The sequence below is a fragment of the Sphingomonas sanguinis genome, from assembly GCF_001476905.1.
GTDB classification, from domain to species: Bacteria; Pseudomonadota; Alphaproteobacteria; order Sphingomonadales; family Sphingomonadaceae; genus Sphingomonas; species Sphingomonas sanguinis_B.
The window spans coordinates 1-19,707 of record NZ_LDTE01000074.1 but is presented as its reverse complement, the minus strand read 5'-3'; the positions used below and the strand labels follow the sequence as shown (position 1 = coordinate 19,707).

General features: G+C 67.1%; 23 protein-coding genes. 16 read left to right on the top strand and 7 right to left on the bottom strand.

From position 1 onward, the window contains the following. The first annotated feature begins 112 nt into the window (after positions 1–112). The 6 genes from ccmC (at position 113) to SB4_RS12065 (ending at position 4,825) form a co-directional block, all read left to right on the top strand. Complete coding sequence (ccmC, locus tag SB4_RS12090; protein WP_058752768.1) at positions 113–838, top strand: heme ABC transporter permease CcmC; 726 nt, start codon at positions 113–115, stop codon at positions 836–838. Positions 839–935: 97 nt separating this feature from the next. Beyond that, positions 936–1,370 carry a cytochrome c maturation protein CcmE gene (gene ccmE / locus SB4_RS12085; protein ID WP_058752767.1) on the top strand — a complete coding sequence of 145 codons (435 nt, stop codon included), beginning with the start codon at positions 936–938 and terminating at the stop codon, positions 1,368–1,370. Beyond that, positions 1,367–3,301: a heme lyase CcmF/NrfE family subunit gene (locus tag SB4_RS12080; protein ID WP_058752766.1), complete on the top strand. Its 1,935-nt coding sequence runs from the start codon at positions 1,367–1,369 to the stop codon at positions 3,299–3,301. Before ccmE ends, SB4_RS12080 begins: the two co-directional genes overlap by 4 nt. Beyond that, positions 3,298–3,825 (top strand): redoxin family protein, encoded by a 528-nt coding sequence (locus SB4_RS12075; RefSeq protein ID WP_058752765.1) that lies wholly within the window; start codon positions 3,298–3,300, stop codon positions 3,823–3,825. Before SB4_RS12080 ends, SB4_RS12075 begins: the two co-directional genes overlap by 4 nt. Then, entirely contained in the window at positions 3,822–4,199 is a 378-nt protein-coding gene (locus SB4_RS12070) for a cytochrome c-type biogenesis protein (protein WP_058752764.1), read from the top strand. Before SB4_RS12075 ends, SB4_RS12070 begins: the two co-directional genes overlap by 4 nt. Next, positions 4,163–4,825: a tetratricopeptide repeat protein gene (locus SB4_RS12065; protein ID WP_058752763.1), complete on the top strand. Its 663-nt coding sequence runs from the start codon at positions 4,163–4,165 to the stop codon at positions 4,823–4,825. The genes SB4_RS12070 and SB4_RS12065 overlap by 37 nt, the downstream gene beginning before the upstream one ends. 3 nt (positions 4,826–4,828) lie before the next feature. On the opposite strand, the gene SB4_RS12060 is transcribed toward SB4_RS12065, so the two are convergent. After that, positions 4,829–5,041 carry a DUF3072 domain-containing protein gene (locus SB4_RS12060; protein WP_058715444.1) on the bottom strand — a complete coding sequence of 71 codons (213 nt, stop codon included), beginning with the start codon at positions 5,039–5,041 and terminating at the stop codon, positions 4,829–4,831. A gap of 161 nt (positions 5,042–5,202) precedes the next feature. After that, on the bottom strand, positions 5,203–6,309 hold the full coding sequence (gene ald, locus SB4_RS12055) for an alanine dehydrogenase (protein ID WP_058752762.1): 1,107 nt from the start codon (positions 6,307–6,309) through the stop codon (positions 5,203–5,205). A 128-nt stretch (positions 6,310–6,437) separates the two neighbouring features. On the opposite strand from ald, the gene SB4_RS12050 reads away from it, so the two are divergent. The 4 genes from SB4_RS12050 (at position 6,438) to SB4_RS12035 (ending at position 10,751) form a co-directional block, all read left to right on the top strand. Then, on the top strand, positions 6,438–6,881 hold the full coding sequence (locus SB4_RS12050; protein WP_058715452.1) for an Lrp/AsnC family transcriptional regulator: 444 nt from the start codon (positions 6,438–6,440) through the stop codon (positions 6,879–6,881). Positions 6,882–6,964: 83 nt separating this feature from the next. Next, on the top strand, positions 6,965–8,638 hold the full coding sequence (locus SB4_RS12045; protein ID WP_058752761.1) for an amidohydrolase: 1,674 nt from the start codon (positions 6,965–6,967) through the stop codon (positions 8,636–8,638). A gap of 1 nt (position 8,639) precedes the next feature. Next, positions 8,640–9,593, top strand: coding sequence for a hypothetical protein (locus tag SB4_RS12040; RefSeq protein WP_058752760.1), 954 nt, complete (start codon positions 8,640–8,642; stop codon positions 9,591–9,593). A gap of 81 nt (positions 9,594–9,674) precedes the next feature. After that, positions 9,675–10,751, top strand: coding sequence for a choice-of-anchor A family protein (locus SB4_RS12035; protein WP_058752769.1), 1,077 nt, complete (start codon positions 9,675–9,677; stop codon positions 10,749–10,751). 83 nt (positions 10,752–10,834) lie between these two features. Here SB4_RS12035 and ctrA read toward each other — a convergent pair whose 3' ends face one another. The 3 genes from ctrA to SB4_RS12020 all read right to left on the bottom strand — a co-directional run bounded on the left by ctrA (position 10,835) and on the right by SB4_RS12020 (position 13,653). Then, complete coding sequence (ctrA, locus tag SB4_RS12030) at positions 10,835–11,536, bottom strand: response regulator transcription factor CtrA (protein WP_058717908.1); 702 nt, start codon at positions 11,534–11,536, stop codon at positions 10,835–10,837. A 123-nt stretch (positions 11,537–11,659) separates the two neighbouring features. Beyond that, positions 11,660–12,733 carry an AI-2E family transporter gene (locus SB4_RS12025; protein WP_058717907.1) on the bottom strand — a complete coding sequence of 358 codons (1,074 nt, stop codon included), beginning with the start codon at positions 12,731–12,733 and terminating at the stop codon, positions 11,660–11,662. Next, entirely contained in the window at positions 12,730–13,653 is a 924-nt protein-coding gene (locus tag SB4_RS12020; protein ID WP_058752759.1) for a LysR family transcriptional regulator, read from the bottom strand. Before SB4_RS12020 ends, SB4_RS12025 begins: the two co-directional genes overlap by 4 nt. A 144-nt stretch (positions 13,654–13,797) precedes the next feature. Here SB4_RS12020 and SB4_RS12015 point away from each other — a divergent pair, with 144 nt between their 5' ends. Together SB4_RS12015 and wrbA are read left to right on the top strand one after the other, a co-directional pair. Further along, positions 13,798–14,520: a pirin family protein gene (locus tag SB4_RS12015; RefSeq protein WP_058752758.1), complete on the top strand. Its 723-nt coding sequence runs from the start codon at positions 13,798–13,800 to the stop codon at positions 14,518–14,520. 28 nt (positions 14,521–14,548) lie between these two features. Beyond that, positions 14,549–15,151: an NAD(P)H:quinone oxidoreductase gene (wrbA, locus tag SB4_RS12010; RefSeq protein WP_042484900.1), complete on the top strand. Its 603-nt coding sequence runs from the start codon at positions 14,549–14,551 to the stop codon at positions 15,149–15,151. 88 nt (positions 15,152–15,239) lie between these two features. Here wrbA and SB4_RS12005 read toward each other — a convergent pair whose 3' ends face one another. Continuing rightward, complete coding sequence (locus tag SB4_RS12005; protein ID WP_058752757.1) at positions 15,240–16,019, bottom strand: M15 family metallopeptidase; 780 nt, start codon at positions 16,017–16,019, stop codon at positions 15,240–15,242. A gap of 49 nt (positions 16,020–16,068) precedes the next feature. On the opposite strand from SB4_RS12005, the gene SB4_RS12000 reads away from it, so the two are divergent. Then, on the top strand, positions 16,069–16,713 hold the full coding sequence (locus tag SB4_RS12000) for an RluA family pseudouridine synthase (protein WP_058734016.1): 645 nt from the start codon (positions 16,069–16,071) through the stop codon (positions 16,711–16,713). 11 nt (positions 16,714–16,724) lie between these two features. Then, positions 16,725–17,150 (top strand): alternative ribosome rescue aminoacyl-tRNA hydrolase ArfB, encoded by a 426-nt coding sequence (arfB, locus tag SB4_RS11995; RefSeq protein WP_058734015.1) that lies wholly within the window; start codon positions 16,725–16,727, stop codon positions 17,148–17,150. Positions 17,151–17,234: 84 nt separating this feature from the next. Here the strand turns inward: arfB and SB4_RS11990 are convergent, their stop codons facing one another. Beyond that, on the bottom strand, positions 17,235–17,579 hold the full coding sequence (locus SB4_RS11990) for a hypothetical protein (RefSeq protein ID WP_058752756.1): 345 nt from the start codon (positions 17,577–17,579) through the stop codon (positions 17,235–17,237). A 125-nt stretch (positions 17,580–17,704) separates the two neighbouring features. On the opposite strand from SB4_RS11990, the gene SB4_RS11985 reads away from it, so the two are divergent. Beyond that, a complete protein-coding gene (locus SB4_RS11985) occupies positions 17,705–18,667 on the top strand; it encodes an ArsR/SmtB family transcription factor (RefSeq protein ID WP_058752755.1) in 963 nt (320 codons plus the stop codon). Continuing rightward, complete coding sequence (gene metF / locus SB4_RS11980) at positions 18,664–19,605, top strand: methylenetetrahydrofolate reductase (RefSeq protein ID WP_058752754.1); 942 nt, start codon at positions 18,664–18,666, stop codon at positions 19,603–19,605. Before SB4_RS11985 ends, metF begins: the two co-directional genes overlap by 4 nt. The last annotated feature ends 102 nt before the right edge of the window (positions 19,606–19,707 follow it).

Here is a 19,707-nt window from a genome sequence, read left to right as displayed (position 1 = left end):
CCCCAACCCCCTCCCGCCTGCGGGAGGGGCTTAAGAAGACGGAAAGAGCGTCAAACTTTATCCCGTCGCAACGGATGACGCGCCCGAAAAACCGCCTTACAGTCCGGTCATCGTGGCCACACTGCACACCCTTGCCAACCCTGCGCGTTTCCTGAAGATCGCTCGTCCGCTGACCGGGATTTTCCTGGGGATCGGCATCGTGCTGATCGCGGTTGCGGTCTGGGCAGGGCTGACCCAGACGCCGCCGGATTATCTTCAGGGCGAGACGGTGCGCATCCTCTATATCCATGTCCCCGCCGCCTGGCTGGGCATGGGGGGATGGAGCGGGATCGCCATCGCCAGCCTGTCGCTGATCGTGTGGCGGCATCCACTGGCGCAAGTCGCGGGCCGCGCCATTGCCTGGCCGGGGGCGGTATTTACCGCCCTGTGTCTCGCCACAGGTTCGATCTGGGGACGACCGACCTGGGGGACATGGTGGCAATGGGACGGGCGGCTGACCTCGATGCTGCTGCTGCTCTTCGTCTATCTGGGCTATATCGCACTCGCCCGCGCCGATGCGGATCGCGGCGGGGATGGGCGAATTCCGGCGCTGTACGGGCTGGCGGGCACGGCGTTGCTTCCGGTGATCCGCTACTCGGTCGTCTGGTGGAACACACTGCATCAGGGCCAGTCGATCGGGCTGACCGGCTCCAGCATCGACAAGTCGCTGCTCTGGCCGCTGCCGATCGCGCTCGGCGGTTTCACCTTCCTATTCGCGGCCATCGTGCTGATGCGGATGCGCACGCTGCTCGCTCGGGCCAAGGCCGAGGCGCGGATGCGGCGGATGGCGCGCGCATGAACCAGATGGCGTTCGTGGCGGCGGCCTATGCGGTCATGCTGGGGGGCGCGGGCGCGTTGACCCTGATCAGCTATCTGGCGATGAAGCGCGCCGAGAAATGACGCCCAAATCCCAACGCCTCACGCTGGCGCTGCTGGCGCTGGCCGCGATCGTCACGGCGGTGCTGCTCGCCATGTCGGCGATGAAGGACCAGGCGGCGTTCTTCTACACCCCCTCCGACGCGAAGGCGCAGGGCCTGCCGCTGGGCAAGGCCGTGCGGCTGGGCGGCATGGTTCAGGCGGGATCGGTACACCGCGCGCCCGACGGCGTGACGGTGCGCTTCGTCGTGACCGACGGCAAGGCGACGACGCCCGTCACCTTTGCCGGGATCACGCCCGACCTGTTCCGCGAAAAATCGGGCGTGGTGGCGGAGGGGCAGTTCCAGCCCGATGGCCGCTTCGTCGCGACCAACCTGCTCGCCAAGCATGATGAGAAATACATGCCCCCCGAAATGGCGGGCAAGATGCACGAGAGCCGGAGCCTGGAGCCGTGATCGCGGAAAGCGGTCTGGCCGCGCTCTGGTTCGCCGCGATGCTGGCGGGGTTGCAGCTGTTGCTGGGCGTGCTCGCACTCCGTCGCAAGGATGCGGCGGGCGAGCAGGCGATGGCGGCGATTGGCCCCGTCGCCATCGTACAGGGAGCACTCGTCGCGATCGCCATGGCGGCGCTGATCGCGGTGTTCCTGAACACCGATCTGTCGGTCAAGCTGGTCGCCGAGAACAGCCATTCGGCCAAGCCGTGGATATACAAATTCGCAGGCGCCTGGGGCAATCATGAAGGCTCGATGCTGCTGTGGGTGACGATCCTGGGCGCGGGCGGCGCGCTGGTGGCATGGAAGGAACGCACGCTCGACCGGGCGACCCATGTCGCGACGCTGGCCGCGCAGGGCACGATCGCGCTGGGTTTCTATGCCTTCCTGCTGTTCGCCTCGAATCCGTTCGCGCGACTGAACCCCGCGCCGATCGAGGGGCAGGGGCTGAACCCGCTGTTGCAGGACCCCGGCTTGGCTTTTCACCCGCCGACGCTGTACGCGGGCTATGTCGGGCTGTCGGTCGCCTTTTCCTTTGCGGTCGGCGCGCTGGTGACCGGGCAGGTCGGCCCGGCCTTTGCCCGCGCGATGCGGCCCTGGGTGCTGGGTGCCTGGGTGCTGCTGACCATCGGCATCACGGCGGGCTCCTACTGGGCCTATTATGAGCTGGGCTGGGGCGGCTGGTGGTTCTGGGACCCGGTCGAGAATGCTTCGTTGATGCCGTGGCTGGCCGCGACCGCGCTGCTTCATTCGGTCAATGTGCTGGCGGCGCGCGACGGCCTTCGGGCGTGGACGGTGATGCTGGCGGTGGTCGCCTTTTCCATGTCGATGATCGGCACCTTCCTGGTGCGATCCGGCATCCTGACCAGCGTCCATGCCTTTGCCGTCGATCCCCGGCGCGGAGCGTTCATCCTGGCGCTGCTGGGTATCTATATCGGCGGGGCGCTGGCACTGTTCGGCGCGCGGATCGGGCAGGTGCGGGCGGGGCGGAGCTTCGCCTTCGTCAGCCGCGAGGGCGGGCTGGTCGTCAACAATCTGCTGCTGTCGGTGATCCTGGGCATCGTGCTGATCGGCACGCTCTATCCGCTGGTTGCCGCCGGGTTCGGCGTGCGGCTGTCGGTCGGCCCGCCCTTCTTCCACGCCGCCGCCGGGCCGATCGCGCTGGCGCTGGTCGCCGTCATGGCGGTGGGGCCGATGCTTCGCTGGCGGCAGGATCAGGCGGAGGCGGTGCTGATCCGCATGCTATGGCCGATGGTCGCTGCGGCAGGGACCTTCGCGCTGGTCCTGACCCTGACCGGCGGCATGGGCATATTGCCGCTGCTCGGCCTGTCCTTCGGGGTCGGGCTGATCGTGGCGAGCGTCTTGCCGATTACTCGGCGCAACTGGCGGCGCACGCCGCTGCCCATCTGGGGCATGGTCGTCGCCCATGCCGGGATCGGGGTGAGCATGATCGGCATGGCCTGCGACAGCGCCTTCACCGCTGAGCGGCTGGTGGCGCTGTATCCGGGGCAGGCGACGATCGTGGGCCCGTGGCGGGTGCAGCTCGATCGCATCTATCCCAATGTCGGGCCCAATTGGTCAGCCTTGGCCGCCAAGCTGACCGTGGCGCGCGACGGCACAGCCGAGACGCTGCGCCCGCAACAACGCTTCTTCACCGATCCGCCGACCACGACCAGCGAAAGCGCCATCGCGACCCATTGGGACGGACAGCTCTACACGGTGCTGGGGCAGCAGGACGTGGCGACCGGCCGCTGGCAATTGCGGCTGTGGTGGAAGCCGTTCGTCACGCTCATCTGGCTGGGCGGTGCGCTGGTCGCGCTGGGCGGGGCGCTGGCGTTGTTTGGTCGGTGGTTCAAGGGCTGGCAACAGCGGCGAAGGGCGCGGTTGTGGGAATGAAGCGCTGGCTGATCTGGGCCCCCTTGGCGGTCTTCGCGATATTGTTCGTCGTGGTCGCGACCCGGCTGATGCACCCGGCCGACACCGCCGTCCATTCGACGCTGGTCGACAAGCCGCTGCCCGATTTCCGCCTGGACCCGATGGTGCCTGGCAAGCCGGGCCTGGCAAGCGCCGATTTCGGCAAGGGCCAGCCGCGGCTGCTCAACGTCTTCGCCAGCTGGTGCATCCCCTGCATCGCGGAAGCGCCGCAGCTGATGGCGCTGAAGGCGAAGGGCGTGGCGATCGACGCCATCGCCATTCACGACAAGGGCCCCGCCATCGCCGATTTCCTGCGCCGCAACGGTGATCCCTACACCGCGATCGGCGACGATGCGCGCAGCAGTGTGCAGATGGCGCTCGGCTCGTCGGGTGTGCCGGAGACGTTCCTGATCGACGGGCGCGGGCGGATCGTCCGACAATATATCGGTGATATCCGCGCCGATCAGGTCGACCAGATCGTCCGCGACGTGGCGGCGGCGCGATGAGCCGGGTCCTTGCCCTGCTGCTGGCGGCTGGCACCCCCGCGCCCGATTACGGCAATACCCAGCTCCCCGATCCCCGTGCCGAGGCGCAGGCGCGCGCGCTGATGGGCGAGCTGCGCTGCGTCGTGTGCCAGGGCCAGTCGATTGCCGACAGCGATGCGGACATGGCCGCCGACATGCGCGCGCTGGTCCGCCAGCGGATCGCGAAGGGCGAAAAGCCAGAGGCGATCCGCCACTGGCTGGTCGAGCGGTACGGCGATTATGTCAGCTATGATCCGCCCTTGTCGGGAGCGACGGCGCTGCTGTGGGCGACGCCGATCCTGTTGCTCGCCATCGGCGCATGGATCGCCCGGTCGAGTTTTCGGAGGCGCCGCTGATGGGCTGGCTGATCCTGCTGGTACTGGCGGCGGCGGCCATGGGGCTGGCGCTGTGGCTGCGGTTTCCCCGGCCGCTCTGGACGATGCTGGGTGCCGCGCTGGCGCTGGGCGGGGTCGGCTATGCGTGGCAGGGGCGGCCGACATTGGCGGCCAGTGCGCCCACGCCGCGCCCCGACGCGCTGCACGATGACGACGCGATTGCCGACTTGCGCAACCAGCTGATCGGGCGGTTCGGCGAAGAGGCGCAGATGTTTGTCGCGGCCGACGCCTTGTCCCGTTCGGGCGACAAGCGCACGGCGGTGAAGATCATGCTGGGCGCGGTTGGCGGTAGCCCGCGGAGCGTTCCCTATTGGACCGAGCTGGGCAATGTCCTGTTCGCGCATGACGGCTATCAGATGTCGCCCGCCGCGCAATTCGCCTTTCGCCGCGCGCGCAGGCTGGGGCCGAACGATCCCACGCCCTTCTTTTTCGAGGGGCTGGCGTGGATGCGCGCCGGGGATTTCAAGAAGGCGGAAATCCTGTGGCGGCTCGCGCTGCAAAAGACGCCGGCCGATGCCACCTATCGCCCGGCAATCGAGCAGCGGGTGATGCTGCTCGATCAGGCGCTTCGCATGATGGGGCAATAGGGATTACTGGCCCCGGCCGGTCTTGTCCTGCAACGCGTCGATCCGCTTGGAAGCATCCGCCTTGGTCAGCGTATCGTCGAACGCTTCGCCCGCTTCTTCGGACAGGGTCTTGAGATAGCTGGCCTGCGCGCCGGTCATCGGCTCATCGCCGGTGGTCCAGTCATCGGGGTCCTTCTCGGCATTGGAGAAGGGCTCGGTCTTGGGATTGTCGGTCATGGCGTGATCCTTTCGACGGGATCAACGGCGATGTTCCAGTTTTGTTTCGCTTCTTTTGGGTGCCGAGACGTAAAGAGTGTCCGGCTGAGGCCGTCTGAGCGAAGTCGAAGGCAAAGGCGCAATGGCCCCGGGCCGTGACTTCGCTCAGTACGAAAAGGGGTTTAGCCTGCCCAAGCCTCGAACGGCAGGTCGAGCGCTTCGGCGACCGCCGCGTGGCGGATCTTGCCGCCCGAGACGTTCAGGCCGTTCGCCAGATGCGCGTCGGCCTTCATCGCGGCCTCGGCGCCCATGTTCGCCAGCTTCACCGCGAAAGGCAGCGTCGCGTTGTTCAGCGCGAAGGTCGAGGTGCGGGCGACCGCGCCGGGCATATTGGCGACGCAGTAATGGATCACGCCGTCGACCTCGAACACCGGGTCCTGGTGGGTCGTGGCATGGCTGGTCTCGAAGCAGCCGCCCTGGTCGATCGCGATGTCGACCATCACCGACCCGCGCTTCATCGTCTTCAGCATGTCGCGGGTGACGAGCTTGGGCGCCGCCGCACCGGGAACCAGCACCGCGCCGATGACGAGGTGCGCATTCTTCACCGCCGCAGCGATCGCCGCCTTGGACGCATAGGCGGTCTTGATCTGGCTGGAGAAGAACATGTCCAGCTCGGCCAGACGGTCGTTGTTGATGTCGTAGATGGTGACGTCGGCGCGCAGGCCGACCGCCATCTGCGCCGCGTTCACGCCCGAGACGCCGCCGCCCAGGATCGCGACCTTGGCCGGTGCCACGCCGGGTACCCCGCCGAGCAGGATGCCACGGCCGCCCTGCTGCTTTTCGAGATAATGCGCGCCGACCTGCACAGCCATGCGGCCCGCGACTTCCGACATCGGCTTCAGGAGCGGGACGCCGCCCCGCGGGCTGGTGACCGTTTCATAGGCGATGCAGGTCGCGCCCGACTTCATCAGGCCCTCGGCCTGCGGCTTGTCGGCGGCGAGGTGGAGATAGGTGAAGAGCAGGTGATGCGGACGGAGCATCGCGACCTCGACCGGCTGCGGCTCCTTGACCTTCACGATCATCTCGGCCTGGTCGAACACCTCGGCGGCGGTGGCGACGATGCGCCCGCCCGCGTCAATATAGTCCTGGTCCTCGAAGTCGATGCCGGTGCCGGCCTTGGTCTCGACGATCACCTCATGACCGGCGGCGACCAGCTCGGCGACCGACGGCGGGGTCAGGCCGACGCGATATTCGTGGTTCTTGATTTCCTTGGGGACACCGACGCGCATGAGAGACTCTCCGTAAGATTGTTGGGGCGATAGTAGCGCCGATAGGGTGGGAGAGGTGTGCAAAGCGGTCCCACGTAGATGGCTTAAACGGGATTTTCTTGCGCATCATACGGATGTATCGGGATGAAATGTCCGATGCGATCGACCGCCGTATCCTGGCCCAGCTGGCCCGCGATTCCGACCTGACCAGCGCGTCGCTGGGCGAGAAGGTCGGCCTGTCCGCCAGCGCCGCGCATCGCCGCGTGGCGCAACTGCGCGAGAGTGGCGTCATCACCGGATACCGCGCGATCCTGAGCCATGAGGCGCGGGGGCGGCCCTCGACCGTGATGGTCAACGTCACGCTGAAGGACCAGCGGCAGGATACCATGGCGGCGTTCGAGCGCGAAATCCTGCGCTGTCCCGAGATCGTCGAGTGTTTCCTGATGAGCGGCGAGGCGGATTACATGATCCAGGTCGAGGTGCGCCGCGACGACAGTTACGAACGCATCCACCGCGAGACGCTGGCCCGCCTACCGGGGGTGACGCGGCTGGCCTCGCATTTCGTGATTCGCGAGGTGGTGCGGCGGTCTTAGGGGGGGCTATTCCTCCCCTGTAAGGGGAGGAATGATTGTGTCCGGCGCTTCCCACCTTCGCCTTCACCCGATAGGGAACGGCCATGGTAAAGCAGGCTTCCTTCCCCCGCATCCTCCGCGCCGCCCTCACGGCGTTGGCCGTAGCGCTGGCCCCGGCTACGGCCTTTGCCGATGCGCTGGTCGACAATGTGACGGGCCTGACGCTGGACAAGGACGGCAGGGTCGTGCGGTTCACCGGCCTGCTGCTGACCCCGGACGGCAAGGTCGTGAAGCTGCTGTCGGCCAAGGACAAGCGCCCGGAAAAGCTCGACTGGCGCGCGGATATGAAGGGGCGGGTGCTGCTGCCCGGCTTCGTTGATTCGCACGGGCATGTCATGGCGCTGGGCTTCCGCCAGATCGAGCTGGACTTGGGCAGCACCAAGTCGCTCGATGAGACGAAGGCTCGGATCGCCGCCTATGTCGCGGCGAACCCGGAGCGGAAATGGATTTTGGGTGGCGGCTGGAACCAGGAAAGCTGGGCCTTGGGCCGCTTCCCCACCGCCGCCGATATGGACGCGGCCGTCTCCGACCGGCCGGTCGTCATGGAGCGCGCCGATGGCCATGCGCTCTGGGCGAACAGCGCGGCGATGAAGGCGGCGGGAATCACCGCCAAGACCGTCTCGCCCCCCGGTGGCCGGATCGAGAAGGTCGGCGGCCAGCCCTCTGGCGTGTTCGTCGATGCGGCCATGGCGCTGATCCAGAAGGCGATCCCGCAACCGCTGGCCAAGGATCGCAATGCCGCCTTCCTGAAGGCGCAGAACGAGCTGCTGAGCCACGGCATCACCGCGACCGCCGATATGGGCACGACATTGGACGAATGGATGACCTATCGCCGGATGGGCGATGCCGGAAACCTGCGCGTCCGGATCATGAGCTATGGCGGCGGCGTCGATGATACGGTGCGCATCGGCGGCACCGGGCCGACGCCGTGGTTGTACAACAACAAGCTGCGGTTGGTCGGCGTGAAGCTGTACGGCGACGGCGCGCTGGGTTCGCGCGGGGCGTGGCTGAAGCAGCCCTATGCCGACGCGCCCGGCCAGACCGGCCTGGGCTTCATGACCGACGACGTCATCCGCAACCTGATGAGCCGCGCGGCGATGGACAAGTATCAGGTCGCGGTCCACGCGATCGGCGACCGAGCGAACGCGCAGGTGCTCGACGCGATCGACGAATTGGCTGAGACCTATAAGGGCGACCGGCGCTGGCGAATCGAACATGCGCAAGTGGTCGATCCGGCGGACCTGCCGCGTTTCGGCAAGCATGGCATCATCGCTTCGATGCAGCCGGTGCACGAAACCAGCGACCGCCAGATGGCCGAGGCGCGGCTGGGCCCGGCGCGGCTGGCGGGGGCCTATGCCTGGAACACCATGCTGAAGAACGGCGCGACGCTGGCCTTCGGGTCGGACTATCCGGTCGAGCGCCCCGATCCGTTCGCGGGCTGGGCGGCGGCGATCACGCGCCAGGGCCCCGACGGTCAGCCCTATGGCGGGTGGCAGCCGCAGGAGATCATCGGGCGCGAGGCGGCGTGGCGCGCCTTCACCATGGACGGCGCCTATGCCGGATTCGCCGAGGACCTGTTCGGGCGGCTCGGGGCGGGCCAGCAGGCGGACTTCATCATCGTCGACCGGAACCCCCTCGACATCAACCCCAGCGAGCTGCGCGCGACCAAGGTCGAGGAAACGTGGATCGGCGGGCAGAAGGTGTGGGAACGACGCTGACATGACGCCCGCGCGGCGGCTGGTGCCGGTCCTGATGCTGCCGATACTGGTCGGTGCCAGCGATCCGCCGCCGCCGCTGCCGATCCGCGAGGTGCCTGCCGATGGGCGGGTGACCGTCACGGTGGATGGGCACGCGATCCCGGCCCGGATCGGGCCAGGCCTGCCGACCTTCCTCTATGTGCCCCGCGCGCGGGCCGAGGCGCTGTTCGGGGACGACGCGAAGATCGGCGGGGGCGGGTTCAAGCTGTTCTCAATGGGGCCTGCATCCTCGGCGCGGATCGGCCCGGTGCGCGTGCCGGGGCGTGTGCAGCGCGTGATGCTGGGCGTCGGCGACACGCCGCCGGAAAGCCAATGGGTCAAGTGGTTCGAGACCGACGCCTATCCGGGCGACGAGGCGCTGGGCGGTCCCCATGTCCTGCCTGATCCGATCGTGCGCTTTACGCTTCGCCCGCCCCAGGCAGGGGAGGGTGAGGCGACATTGAAACTGGCGCCACGTTACGGCTGGTGGCTGGCGAGCGTCGAAGTCCCGATCGGCGGCCAAGACATACTGTTTGCCTTCGCCCCGCAATTTCCGCGCACTGTGGCCAGCGCGGCGGCGGGGGCGGCCATCGGGCGGGCGCAGGGCGCACAGTTCGACGGAGCCGTCGAGCAGGTCCTCATCTCCCATGGCGTTCGCCGTCCGGCGCGACCGGTTCGATTGAGCCGGCCCCTGATGCTGGGGCCGGTGCGACTGACCGACTTGCTGGTTCGCACCCATGACTATGGCGCGGCGACCGATATCGACCCCAGCGAGGCCGATGGCCTGGAGGCGGCGACTCGCGATGTCGTGGTCAAGGGCAAGCGGGCCAAGAGCAAGCCGTCCTATGTGGTCTATATCGGCGCGGACGTGCTGAAGGACTGTTCCTCCATCACCTATGACAAGCCGGGGCATACCGTAACGCTGCGTTGTCGATAGGACGGGTCGGCGTCTCGCTTCGGGAGCCAGGGCGCATCGCGACTCATGATTTCGCAGCCTTTGGTGTTTATAACCCAGATCATGAAGCATCGTTTACTTCTCGCCGGGCTGGTCGCTGCCCTGCCGTCGCTCGCCATCGCCTCGCCGACCGTGGTGGGCGTCGATGCGCTCAAGGAATGGAACCTCATCGTGCTGGGCGACCTGACCTCCAGCTCGGAGGTGGAGGGGCGGACCTTTGTCGGCGGCAATCTGAGCGGTAACTCCTCCAACTACCAGATTCGCACGGTTCCGGCGTCCAGCTATTCGGTGCCGGGGCTGACCGTGGTCGGCGACGTGCTGGGCGGGGCGAAGAACCTAAACAACGGCTCGGGCGCGCTGATCGGCGGCAATGTCCAGAGCGGGCTGAACCTGAACGGCGCGGTGCAGACGGTGAAAGTGGGGGGCAGCCTGTCCAACACCAATATCAACCAGAATATCGTCCAGTCGGGTCTGAGCGCCAGCGATCCGAACTTCGTCTCGGGGCTGAACCAGCAGAAGAGCCTACTGGCGAGCAGCATGACCGATCTGTCGAACAGCTATGCCGCGCTCGCCGCGACGGCGCAGGTGTCGATCAGCGGCAATCGTGCGACCTTCAACGCGGTGCCCGGCGCCAATGGCGTTGGCGTGTTCAATCTCAACGCCGCCGACCTGTCTCGCTTCGGCGAGATCGCGTTCAACGCCAACGGTGCCGACACGGTGATCGTCAATGTCCGCGGATCGTCGGTCCGGCTCGACGACAATTTCCTCGGCAATGCGACGGGTCTGGGCCAGCATGTCATCTGGAATTTCCCGGATGCGACCAGCCTGGAGCTGACCACGGCGTGGAAGGGATCGGTACTGGCCCCCAAGGCAGCGGCGGTGACCGGCAACTATATCGAAGGATCGGCCGTGTTCGCCAGCCTGGTGCAGAATGGCGAGTTTCACCTGGGCACCTATGTGGGCACTTACTCGCCATCCTCGTCCAACCCGCCGAGCAGTTCGGGCGGATCGTCGGGCGGGGCGGGCAGCAGCGGCGGATCGCCGAGCGCTATCCCTGAACCCGGTAGCGTTGCCCTGATGGCGGCCGGCCTCGCGCTGCTGGCGATCATCGCGCGGCGTCGGCGGCCGCGCCTGGCCTGACGGCGAAGACAAAGGGCAAGCTCCACGAAAAAGGCCGGTCCGCGCCCCCGCGAACCGGCCTTTTTCGGTAACGGTTAAAGGGATCAGGCGACCTCGGCCTGCTCCACCTCGTCCGGTTCGCGCAGCACATAGCCGCGGCCCCAGACCGTCTCGATATAATTCTCGCCCTCGCAGGCCAGGCTGAGCTTCTTGCGCAGCTTGCAGATGAAGACGTCGATGATCTTCAGCTCGGGCTCGTCCATCCCGCCATAGAGGTGGTTGAGGAACATTTCCTTGGTCAGAGTCGTGCCCTTGCGGAGCGAGAGCAGCTCCAGCATCGCATATTCCTTACCGGTCAGGTGGACGCGGGCATTGTCGACCTCGACCGTCTTGGCGTCGAGATTGACCGCCAGCTTGCCGGTGCGGATGATCGACTGCGAATGACCCTTGGACCGGCGGACGACCGCGTGGATACGCGCGATCAGTTCTTCGCGGTGGAACGGCTTGGTGACGTAATCGTCGGCGCCGAAGCCGAAGCTGCGCACCTTGGAGTCCATCTCGTTGATGCCCGACAGGATCAGTACCGGGGTCGAGACTCGCGCGACCCGCAGACGCTTCAGCACGTCATAGCCGTGCATGTCCGGCAGGTTCAGATCGAGCAGGATGATGTCATAATCATACAGCTTGCCCAGATCGAGGCCTTCCTCGCCCAGATCGGTCGTATAGACATTAAAGCCTTCGCTGCCGAGCATCAGCTCGATTGCCTTGGCCGTCGTCGGTTCGTCTTCGATCAGCAAAACGCGCATCGACAATCCCCATTTGCGAGTGATCGCCCCCCTGATGCCCCGGCGACCTGATGCTTTATTCATTAACCAACGCTGATGTGAACGTAAAAGGTTAATTCGTCCCTAACCCGGATTATGATTCCGTTATTTCATCTTTGCGCCGGGGCCGAGCAAAGTCTGATGCTCCACGACCGGAATATCTTCGCCCAGCACCTCGCGCAGGTACAGGCTGCGGATCAGGGTGAAGGCCACGATCAGCAGCGCGGCGGAAAAAAACAGGCCGAACAGCCCGAAGATCGTGCCGATGCCGATAATCGCGAACAGGGTGACGGCGGGCGGGATGGCGACGACGCGGCTCGTGACGAAGGGGGTGATGGCATTGGTCTGGACAAGCCGGACGACAGCGAAGGTGATGAGGGTGCCAATGATCGCACCGTTCCCGCCCTGCGCCGCCAGCCCCAGCGCGGGCAGCATCGCCGCGATCGGGCCGACATAGGGCACGAACTCGCTGAGCCCCGTCAACAGCCCCAGCGCGGCGGCGGACGGCACACCGGCGATCGCCAGGCCGACACCGACCAGCACGCCCATCGTCGTCATCTGAATCAGCTGGGCCCGCAGCCACAGGCGCAGGGTCGATCCGGTGTCGAACAGCGCATCCTCCACGGCGGGGCGCATCGACCGGGGGACCAGCAGCAGGAAACCACGCTCGTAAATCTTCGGATCTGCGGCGAAGAACAGCGCGCCGACCAGCAGCAGCAGGCAGTTGAGGACGAACTCGCCCGCGCCCGAGACGAGGCCGCCGATATCGCGCGCCACGCGGCTCCCGGCAAAGGCGGCACGCACCGCGTCGACCACCTTGGCCCCGACCGGCGATTGCGAGGCCCAGGCGGCCAGCTGGTCGATCAGGATGGGCAGTTGCGTGACCAGCGTGTTGAGCTGCTGGCGAAAGGCGACGCCGAACAGCCAGGCGAGGAACCCCAGCACCGCCAGCACGGTCGCGATCGACAGGGTCAGCGAACGCTTCGGCCCGATCGGCAGATGGTCGGCATAGAGGTCGGCGATGGCATGGATGACGATCGCCCCCAGGATCGATCCGAAGGCTAGGATCAGCAGGTCGCCTGCGCGGAAGAGCGCGGCGGTAACGGCCAGGATCAACAGGGTCAGGACGATGCGGCGGATGAAGCGCGCATCGCTGTCGTCGGGGCGCAGGCGGTTCATCGTGTGGCCTCCATCGCCTTGGCGGCGGTACAGGGGTCGCGAACCCGATCGGCCAGCCAGGCGATCAGTGCCTCGACCCGCGCGGGACGCAAGGGGCTGGGCGGGGTGAGCAGGTGCAGCCCGATCGGCGGCGGCGTCCAATCCTCCAGGATCGCCACCGCCCGGCCCGAGGCCAGATGCGGCCCGATGATGAAGCCGGGCAGGCGGGCAATGCCCAGCCCTCCGACGACGGCGGGGACCAGCGCATCGCCGCTATTGGCGGTCAGCGGTCCCTGTGGCCGGACGGAGACTTCCGCGCCGCCCGGATGGCGGAAGCGCCAGGGGCCGGTGACGTTGGCATAGCTGAGCAGCCGGTGCTCGCCCAGTTCGTTGGGATGGGTGGGCGTGCCATGGTTCGCCAGATAACCGGGCGAGGCGACGATATGCGTCGAAATCCCGCAGAGCCGCCGGGCGCGCAGCGAACTGTCGGGCAGGTCGGCGATGCGCAAAGCGATGTCATAACCCTGGGCAACGATATCGACCCGTGCGTCGGACAGGCTGAGCTCGATCTCGATATCGGGGTGGGCCGCCAGGAAATCGGCGATCACTGGCGCGATATTGGCGACGCCGAACGACATCGGCGCGGCCAGGCGGATGCGACCGGCGGGCGCGCTGGCGGCGTCGCGCGCGGCTTCCTCCGCGGCGCGCGCCTCGGCCAGGATGCGGGCGGCGTGCTCGGCCAGCGGCTTGCCCGCCTCGGTCAGGGCCAGGCGGCGCGAGGTGCGGTGGAACAGCGACTGGTTGAGTTGTGCCTCCAGCCGGGTGATCGCCTTGGACACGGTGGCCTTGGACAGGCCGATCGCATCGGCGGCGGCACTGAACGAGCGATGCTCGACCACCGCGGCGAAGATGGCCCAGGCTTCCAGATCCGGCAGACGCATCGACACCCCTTGGCACTCCCCCTCACGCGGAACCCGCGGCACGGCTTCGCGCTACAATGAACGTGGAAACGATCGGTTTCCAGCGTTTCCGTTTACGCGACCATAATCGACCCTATCTTGGCAGCAACCAAGGGAGTTACCCTCATGACCACGCAAGTTCTCGCAAACGGAATCGACCGGCGCAGCTTCGACAGCCTGGGCCATGCGAACCATGGCTGGCTCGACGCGCGGCACCATTTCTCGTTCGCCAATTATTACGATCCCGCCCGCATGGGGTGGGGCGCGATTCGGGTGTGGAACGATGATGTCATCGCGCCCAATGCCGGTTTTCCGCCGCATCCCCATGCCGATATGGAGATCATCACCTATGTCCGCACCGGCGCGATCACGCACCAGGACTCGATGGGCAATGTCGGCCGCACAGCGGCGGGCGACGTCCAGGTGATGAGCGCGGGTTCGGGTGTGCGACACGCCGAATATAATCTGGAGGCCGAGCCGACGACGCTCTTCCAGATCTGGATCGAGCCGCGGAGTCGCGGCGGACAGCCGAGCTGGGGTGCCAAGCCATTCCCCAAGGGCGAGCGTTCGGGCAAGTTCGTGACGCTGGCCAGCGGGTTCGAGGAGGATGGCGATGCGCTGCGCATTCGTGCCGACGCGCGCGTGCTGGGCGCGACCCTGCGCGCCGGTGAAAACGTCGAGCACCGCGTGGGCGAGGGGCGTCACGCCTATCTGGTCCCCGCCACCGGACGGATCGAAATCGACGGTGTGCCGTTCGCGGCTCGGGACGGTGCGGCGCTGGTCGGCGGCCGGACCGTGACGATCACGGCGATCGAGGATGCTGAGATCGTTCTGGTCGATTCCGAATAACTACCACTAGCTGAAGGGAGTAAGTCACATGGCCAAGGTTCTGGTCCTTTATTATTCGTCCTATGGTCACATCGAGAAGATGGCCGACGCCATTGCCGAGGGCGCGCGCGCCGGTGGGGCCGAGGTGGATATCCGCCGCGTCGCCGAGACCGCGCCGCCGGAAGTGGTCGCCGCCGCGCACTTCAAGACCGATACCGCGCACCCCGAGATTGAGGGCCCCGACGCGCTGATGAACTATGACGCGATCATCGTCGGCACGCCGACCCGCTACGGCCGGATGGCGAGCCAGATGGCGGCCTTCTGGGATACGACCGGCGGCGTGTGGATGAAGGGCGGCCTGGTCGGCAAGGTCGGCGGCGCCTTCACCTCGACTGCCAGCCAGCATGGCGGGCAGGAGACCACCCTGTTCTCGGTGCTGACCAACCTGATCCACCACGGCATGACGATCGTCGGCCTGGACTATGGGTTCCAGGGTCAGATGGGCGTGAAGGAAGTCCATGGCGGCACGCCGTACGGCGCGTCGACGCTGGCGGACGGCGATGGCAGCCGCCAGCCGAGCCAGGTCGATCTGGACGGCGCCCGATATCAGGGCAAGCGCATCGCCGAGACGGCCGCCAAGCTGTTCGGCTGATTTTGGATACGGGGGTGCCGATGGGCGCCCCCGTCTTCTTGTCTGACCTCCATTCGACCTGAGCGCAGTCGACGGTCAGGCTCCGCGATTATCGCCGCTTGCCCTTCTTCACCACCGGGGCGGGTGGGGCAGGCGGAGCGGCCGGGACTGGCGGCTGGCTGGTCACCATGACTTTCAACGGATCGCGTACCCCAGGATTAGCGGGAAACTGCGCCCGTGCCCTTGCGAACACCGCCCGCGCCTGTGCCGCGCCCGGCTCGTTCGGGCTCGTGCCGACCCAGCGCCAGTGCCAGGGTTCCCACTTCACCCGTTGGTTGTTGCCCGCCGGGAAACTCATCTCGAACCCGAAACGGGGGGCGTTGGCGATCAGCCAGCGCGCGGCCGGAGTCGCGGCCATGCAGGCTTCGGCATCGGGGCATCCCTTGGCCGGGCGAACCGCGAAGTCGATGGCATAGCCGGTCGCATGCTCGCTATGCCCGGCGGGCGCGACCGAGATGGCGCGCTCGGCGGCCGAGACGCTGTGGTCGCGGCAGAAGACGTTGCGCTGGCGGGCGACCTCGCGGTGGCAGGACAGGCCGTGCAGCGTGCCGCCGACCGAAGGATCGGCCTTGGCCGCGTTCAGCATCCGCAACAGATCGGGGATCATCGCGCGGTGCAGGCGGCAATAGGGCTTCAGGCCGAACCCGGCGGGCGCGGGCACGATGTCGGCAGGGGCGGCATCGCCATAGGGGAAATGCCCCGCGACCCGGCCATCAGGCCCGGCCGCCGGCAGCGCGCCGTCACAGGATTGCGCCTGGGCCATGACGGGCATCGCCGCGATCGACAGCAGCGCGGACAGGCGGAGCAAAGCGGCAAGAAGGGTCGGCATGACGCGCGGCCCTCTGGCATGTCGGCGCTGGCGGTGGCAAGGGAGCGCGATGCACGGAGATCGCGTTCTATTCATCGACGGCGAAGCGCTGGTAATCGACAAACCGGCGGGCTTGCCCGTGGATCGGCCCCGCAACGGGTCGATCAGCCTCGAAAACCATCTGGAATCGCTGAAGTTCGGGTTCAAGCGCTGGCCGCACGCGGTGCACCGGCTGGACCGCGACACCAGCGGCTGCCTGCTTCTGTCGCGCAACCCGAAGGCCCATGCCCGCTTCCAGCAGGCGTTCGAGTCCGGGCTGGTCGAAAAGCGCTATCTGGCGGTGTTGAACGGCTTGGTCGAGGGGGAGGGCATGATCGACCTGCCGCTCGCCAAGGTGTCGACCATGGAGGAAGGGTGGCGGATGGTCGCCGACCCGTCGGGCAAGTCCGCGCGGACCGGCTGGCGAGCCCTTCGCCATGAGGATGGCCGTACGCTGGTCGAATTCCGGCCGGAGACCGGCCGCACGCACCAGATTCGCGTCCACGCCGCAACCGGGCTGCGCGCTCCGGTGGTCGGCGATCCCGTCTATGGTGAGGGCGAGGCAGGGGGCATGTTGCTCCACGCCGCCAGCCTGACCGTGCCGCGCGGCGACACCAAGGACCCGATCACCGCCGAAGCCCCGATTCCTGAGCGCTTCGGTATCTTCCAGAACTAGGCGGACCTGCGATGGCGCTGATCCCCGTCACCCGCGCCATCGCGATCGACGAGCGCGAGATCGCCGAGAGCTTCACCCGCGCGTCCGGGCCGGGTGGGCAGCATGTCAACACGACGGACAGCGCGGTGCTGCTGCGCTTCGACGTGGGCGGCTCTCCCAGCCTGCCCGAGGCGGTGAAGATGCGCCTGGCGGTGCTGGCCGGGCAAAGGCTGAGCAAGGACGGCGTGCTGACCTTGCGCGCGGACGCCAGCCGCTCGCAGGAAATGAACCGGCGCGAGGTGCGCGAGCGGCTGATCGACCTGATACGCGAGGCGACGATCGTGCCGAAGAAGCGGCGGCCGACCAAACCGACGCGTGCGTCCCAAACGCGGCGGGTGGATGCCAAAAAGGGGCGGTCCCAGGTGAAGGCGGGGAGGGGGAAGGTTCGCTTCGACTGAGATCGGGGCGTTGTCCTCTGCCGACGAAAAAGGGGCCGACGAATCCTCGTCGACCCCCTTTCGTCATCCCGAAGGATAAAGTCTTTAGCGGCGAACGTCCTCGCCCGCACGAACCAGCGCGTTGCCGGTCGCTTCGCGGGCCTTTGCCGTGCCGTTTTCGATCTTGTCGCCCGCACGGTCGAGGCCGCGGTCGATATTGTCACCGGCGCGGTCGAGCTTGGCACCCGCCTTGTCCATGGCGTTCTCGGCCGAGTTCAGCGCCTTGGCGGTCGCCGCCTCGACATCGTCCGATGCGTTCTGGGTCGTCGCCTTCACGTCCGAGCCAATGGCGTCGGCGGCCTGCTGGGTCTGTTCGCGGCTGTTCTGGCTGCACGCGGCCAGCGACATCGCGGCGGCACCGGTCAGGGCGAGGATCAGGACCTTCTTCATGGCAAACACTCCCGTTTCAAACATATGATCGGCGTGCCAACGCAGATCGACCGTTTCGGGTCCGTGCCTGCGGAAATGAGTTCCTTCCGTTGACCGCATATAAAGATATCTTTATATCGTGATCCATGGCCAACGCCCTCGAAATCTTTCGCGCTCTGGGCGATCCGACGCGACTGCGCATCCTGGCGCTGCTCCGTTCGATGGAGCTGTCGGTGGGTGAGCTGGCGCAGGTGCTGGGGCAGAGCCAGCCGCGGGTCAGTCGCCATGTGAAGATCCTGGTCGATGCCGAACTGGCCGAGCGGCGCAAGGAGGGCAGCTGGGTCTTCGTGGCGCTTGGCGATCGCGAGGCAGTGGAGCCGATCACGGCGGCGCTGGATCGCTGGACGGCGGAGACGCCCGACCCCTGGGTCGTGGCGGACGTGGCGCGACTGGCGGCGGTGCGTGCCGACCGGGCAGCGAGTGCGGCCGCCTGGTTCGAGGATCATGCGGGCGAGTGGGATGCGATCCGCTCGCTCCATGTTGCGGACAGCGAGATCGAGGAGGCGATGGCGGGCCTGATCGGCGAGGGCGATCTGGGCACGCTGATCGATATCGGCACCGGCACGGGGCGGATGCTGGAGCTGTTCGGCGACCGCGCCGATGCGGCGCTGGGTATCGACCGATCGTCGGAGATGCTGCGCCTCGCCCGCGCCAAGCTGCACGGTCGCGCCAACACCGAGTTGCGCCAGGCGGACCTCTATGCGCTGCCGATGGGCGACGGCGCGGCGGATATCGCGATCCTGCACCATGTCCTGCACTTCGCGCAGCAGCCGGGCGCGGCGATCGCGGAGGCGGCGCGGGTGCTAGGGCCGAGCGGGCGGTTGCTGATCGCGGACTTCGCCCCGCATGATCGCGAGGAATTGCGGCAAAAGGCGGCGCATAGCCGTCTGGGCTTTGCCGACGAACAAATGACCAGCTGGTTCGGCCCCGCCGGGCTGACGCTGGCCGAGACGAGGACGCTGGAGGGCGGCGAACTGACCGTCAAGCTCTGGCTGGGTGTGAAAAAGGGGCTTCGGCCCGTCGAGACGAATAGGGTGAGGGCGGCATGACGAACACGATCCTGACGCGGGCCGAGGCCGCGCTGGCGCATGAGGAGCCGCTGTTCGCCGATGTGGGCGGCGATATCGCGGTCAGCTTTGAATTCTTCCCGCCCAAGACGGAGAAGATGGACACGCAGCTGTGGGATGCGATCCGCACGCTGGAGCCGCTCGATCCGCGTTTCGTTTCGGTGACCTATGGTGCTGGCGGCTCGACCCGCGAGCGCACCCATGCCACGGTCGCGCGCATCCAGCGCGAGACGACGCTGGCGGCGGCGGCGCACCTGACCTGTGTCGAGGCCACCCGCGAAGAGATCGATCAGGTCGCCCACGAATATTGGGCGGCGGGCGTGCGGCACATCGTGGCGCTGCGCGGCGATCCCCCCGCCGAGGGCGCGCGCTTCGTCAGCCATCCGGGCGGGTACGAGAATGCCGCCGATCTGGTTGCGGGCCTCAAGAAGCTGCACCCGTTCGAGATTTCGGTCGCGGCCTATCCCGAATGCCACCCGGAATCGACCGACAAGGCGGCCGACCTCGACAATCTGAAGCGCAAGATCGATGCGGGCGCGACCCGTGCGATCACCCAATTCTTCTTCTCGCCCGAAGCCTATTTCCGTTTCCGCGACGATGCGGCAGCGGCGGGCATCACGGCGGAAATCCTGCCCGGCATCCTGCCGGTGTCGAACGTCGCGCAGACCCGCAAGTTCGCCGCCCTGTGCGGGGCGAGCATCCCCGACTGGATGGACCGCCTGTTTGAGGGGCTGGACGACCATCCCGCCGCGCGCCAGCTGGTCGCCGCGACCATCGCCGCCGAGATGTGCCGCCGCCTCTATGCGGGCGGGGTGAAGGGGTTCCACTTCTATACGCTGAACCGCGCCGAGCTGGCCTATGCGATCAGCCATTTGCTGGGCGTGCGGGGGAAAAAGGCCGAGGCGGTCGCGGCGGCGTGATCTTAACGCTTCGGGGGGTAGGGGCGGTTCGGCAGACTGTGTCGCTTGCGGCTTTCCCTCCCCCGGCCCCTCCCGCCTGCGGGCGGGGGGGCGATGAAATTG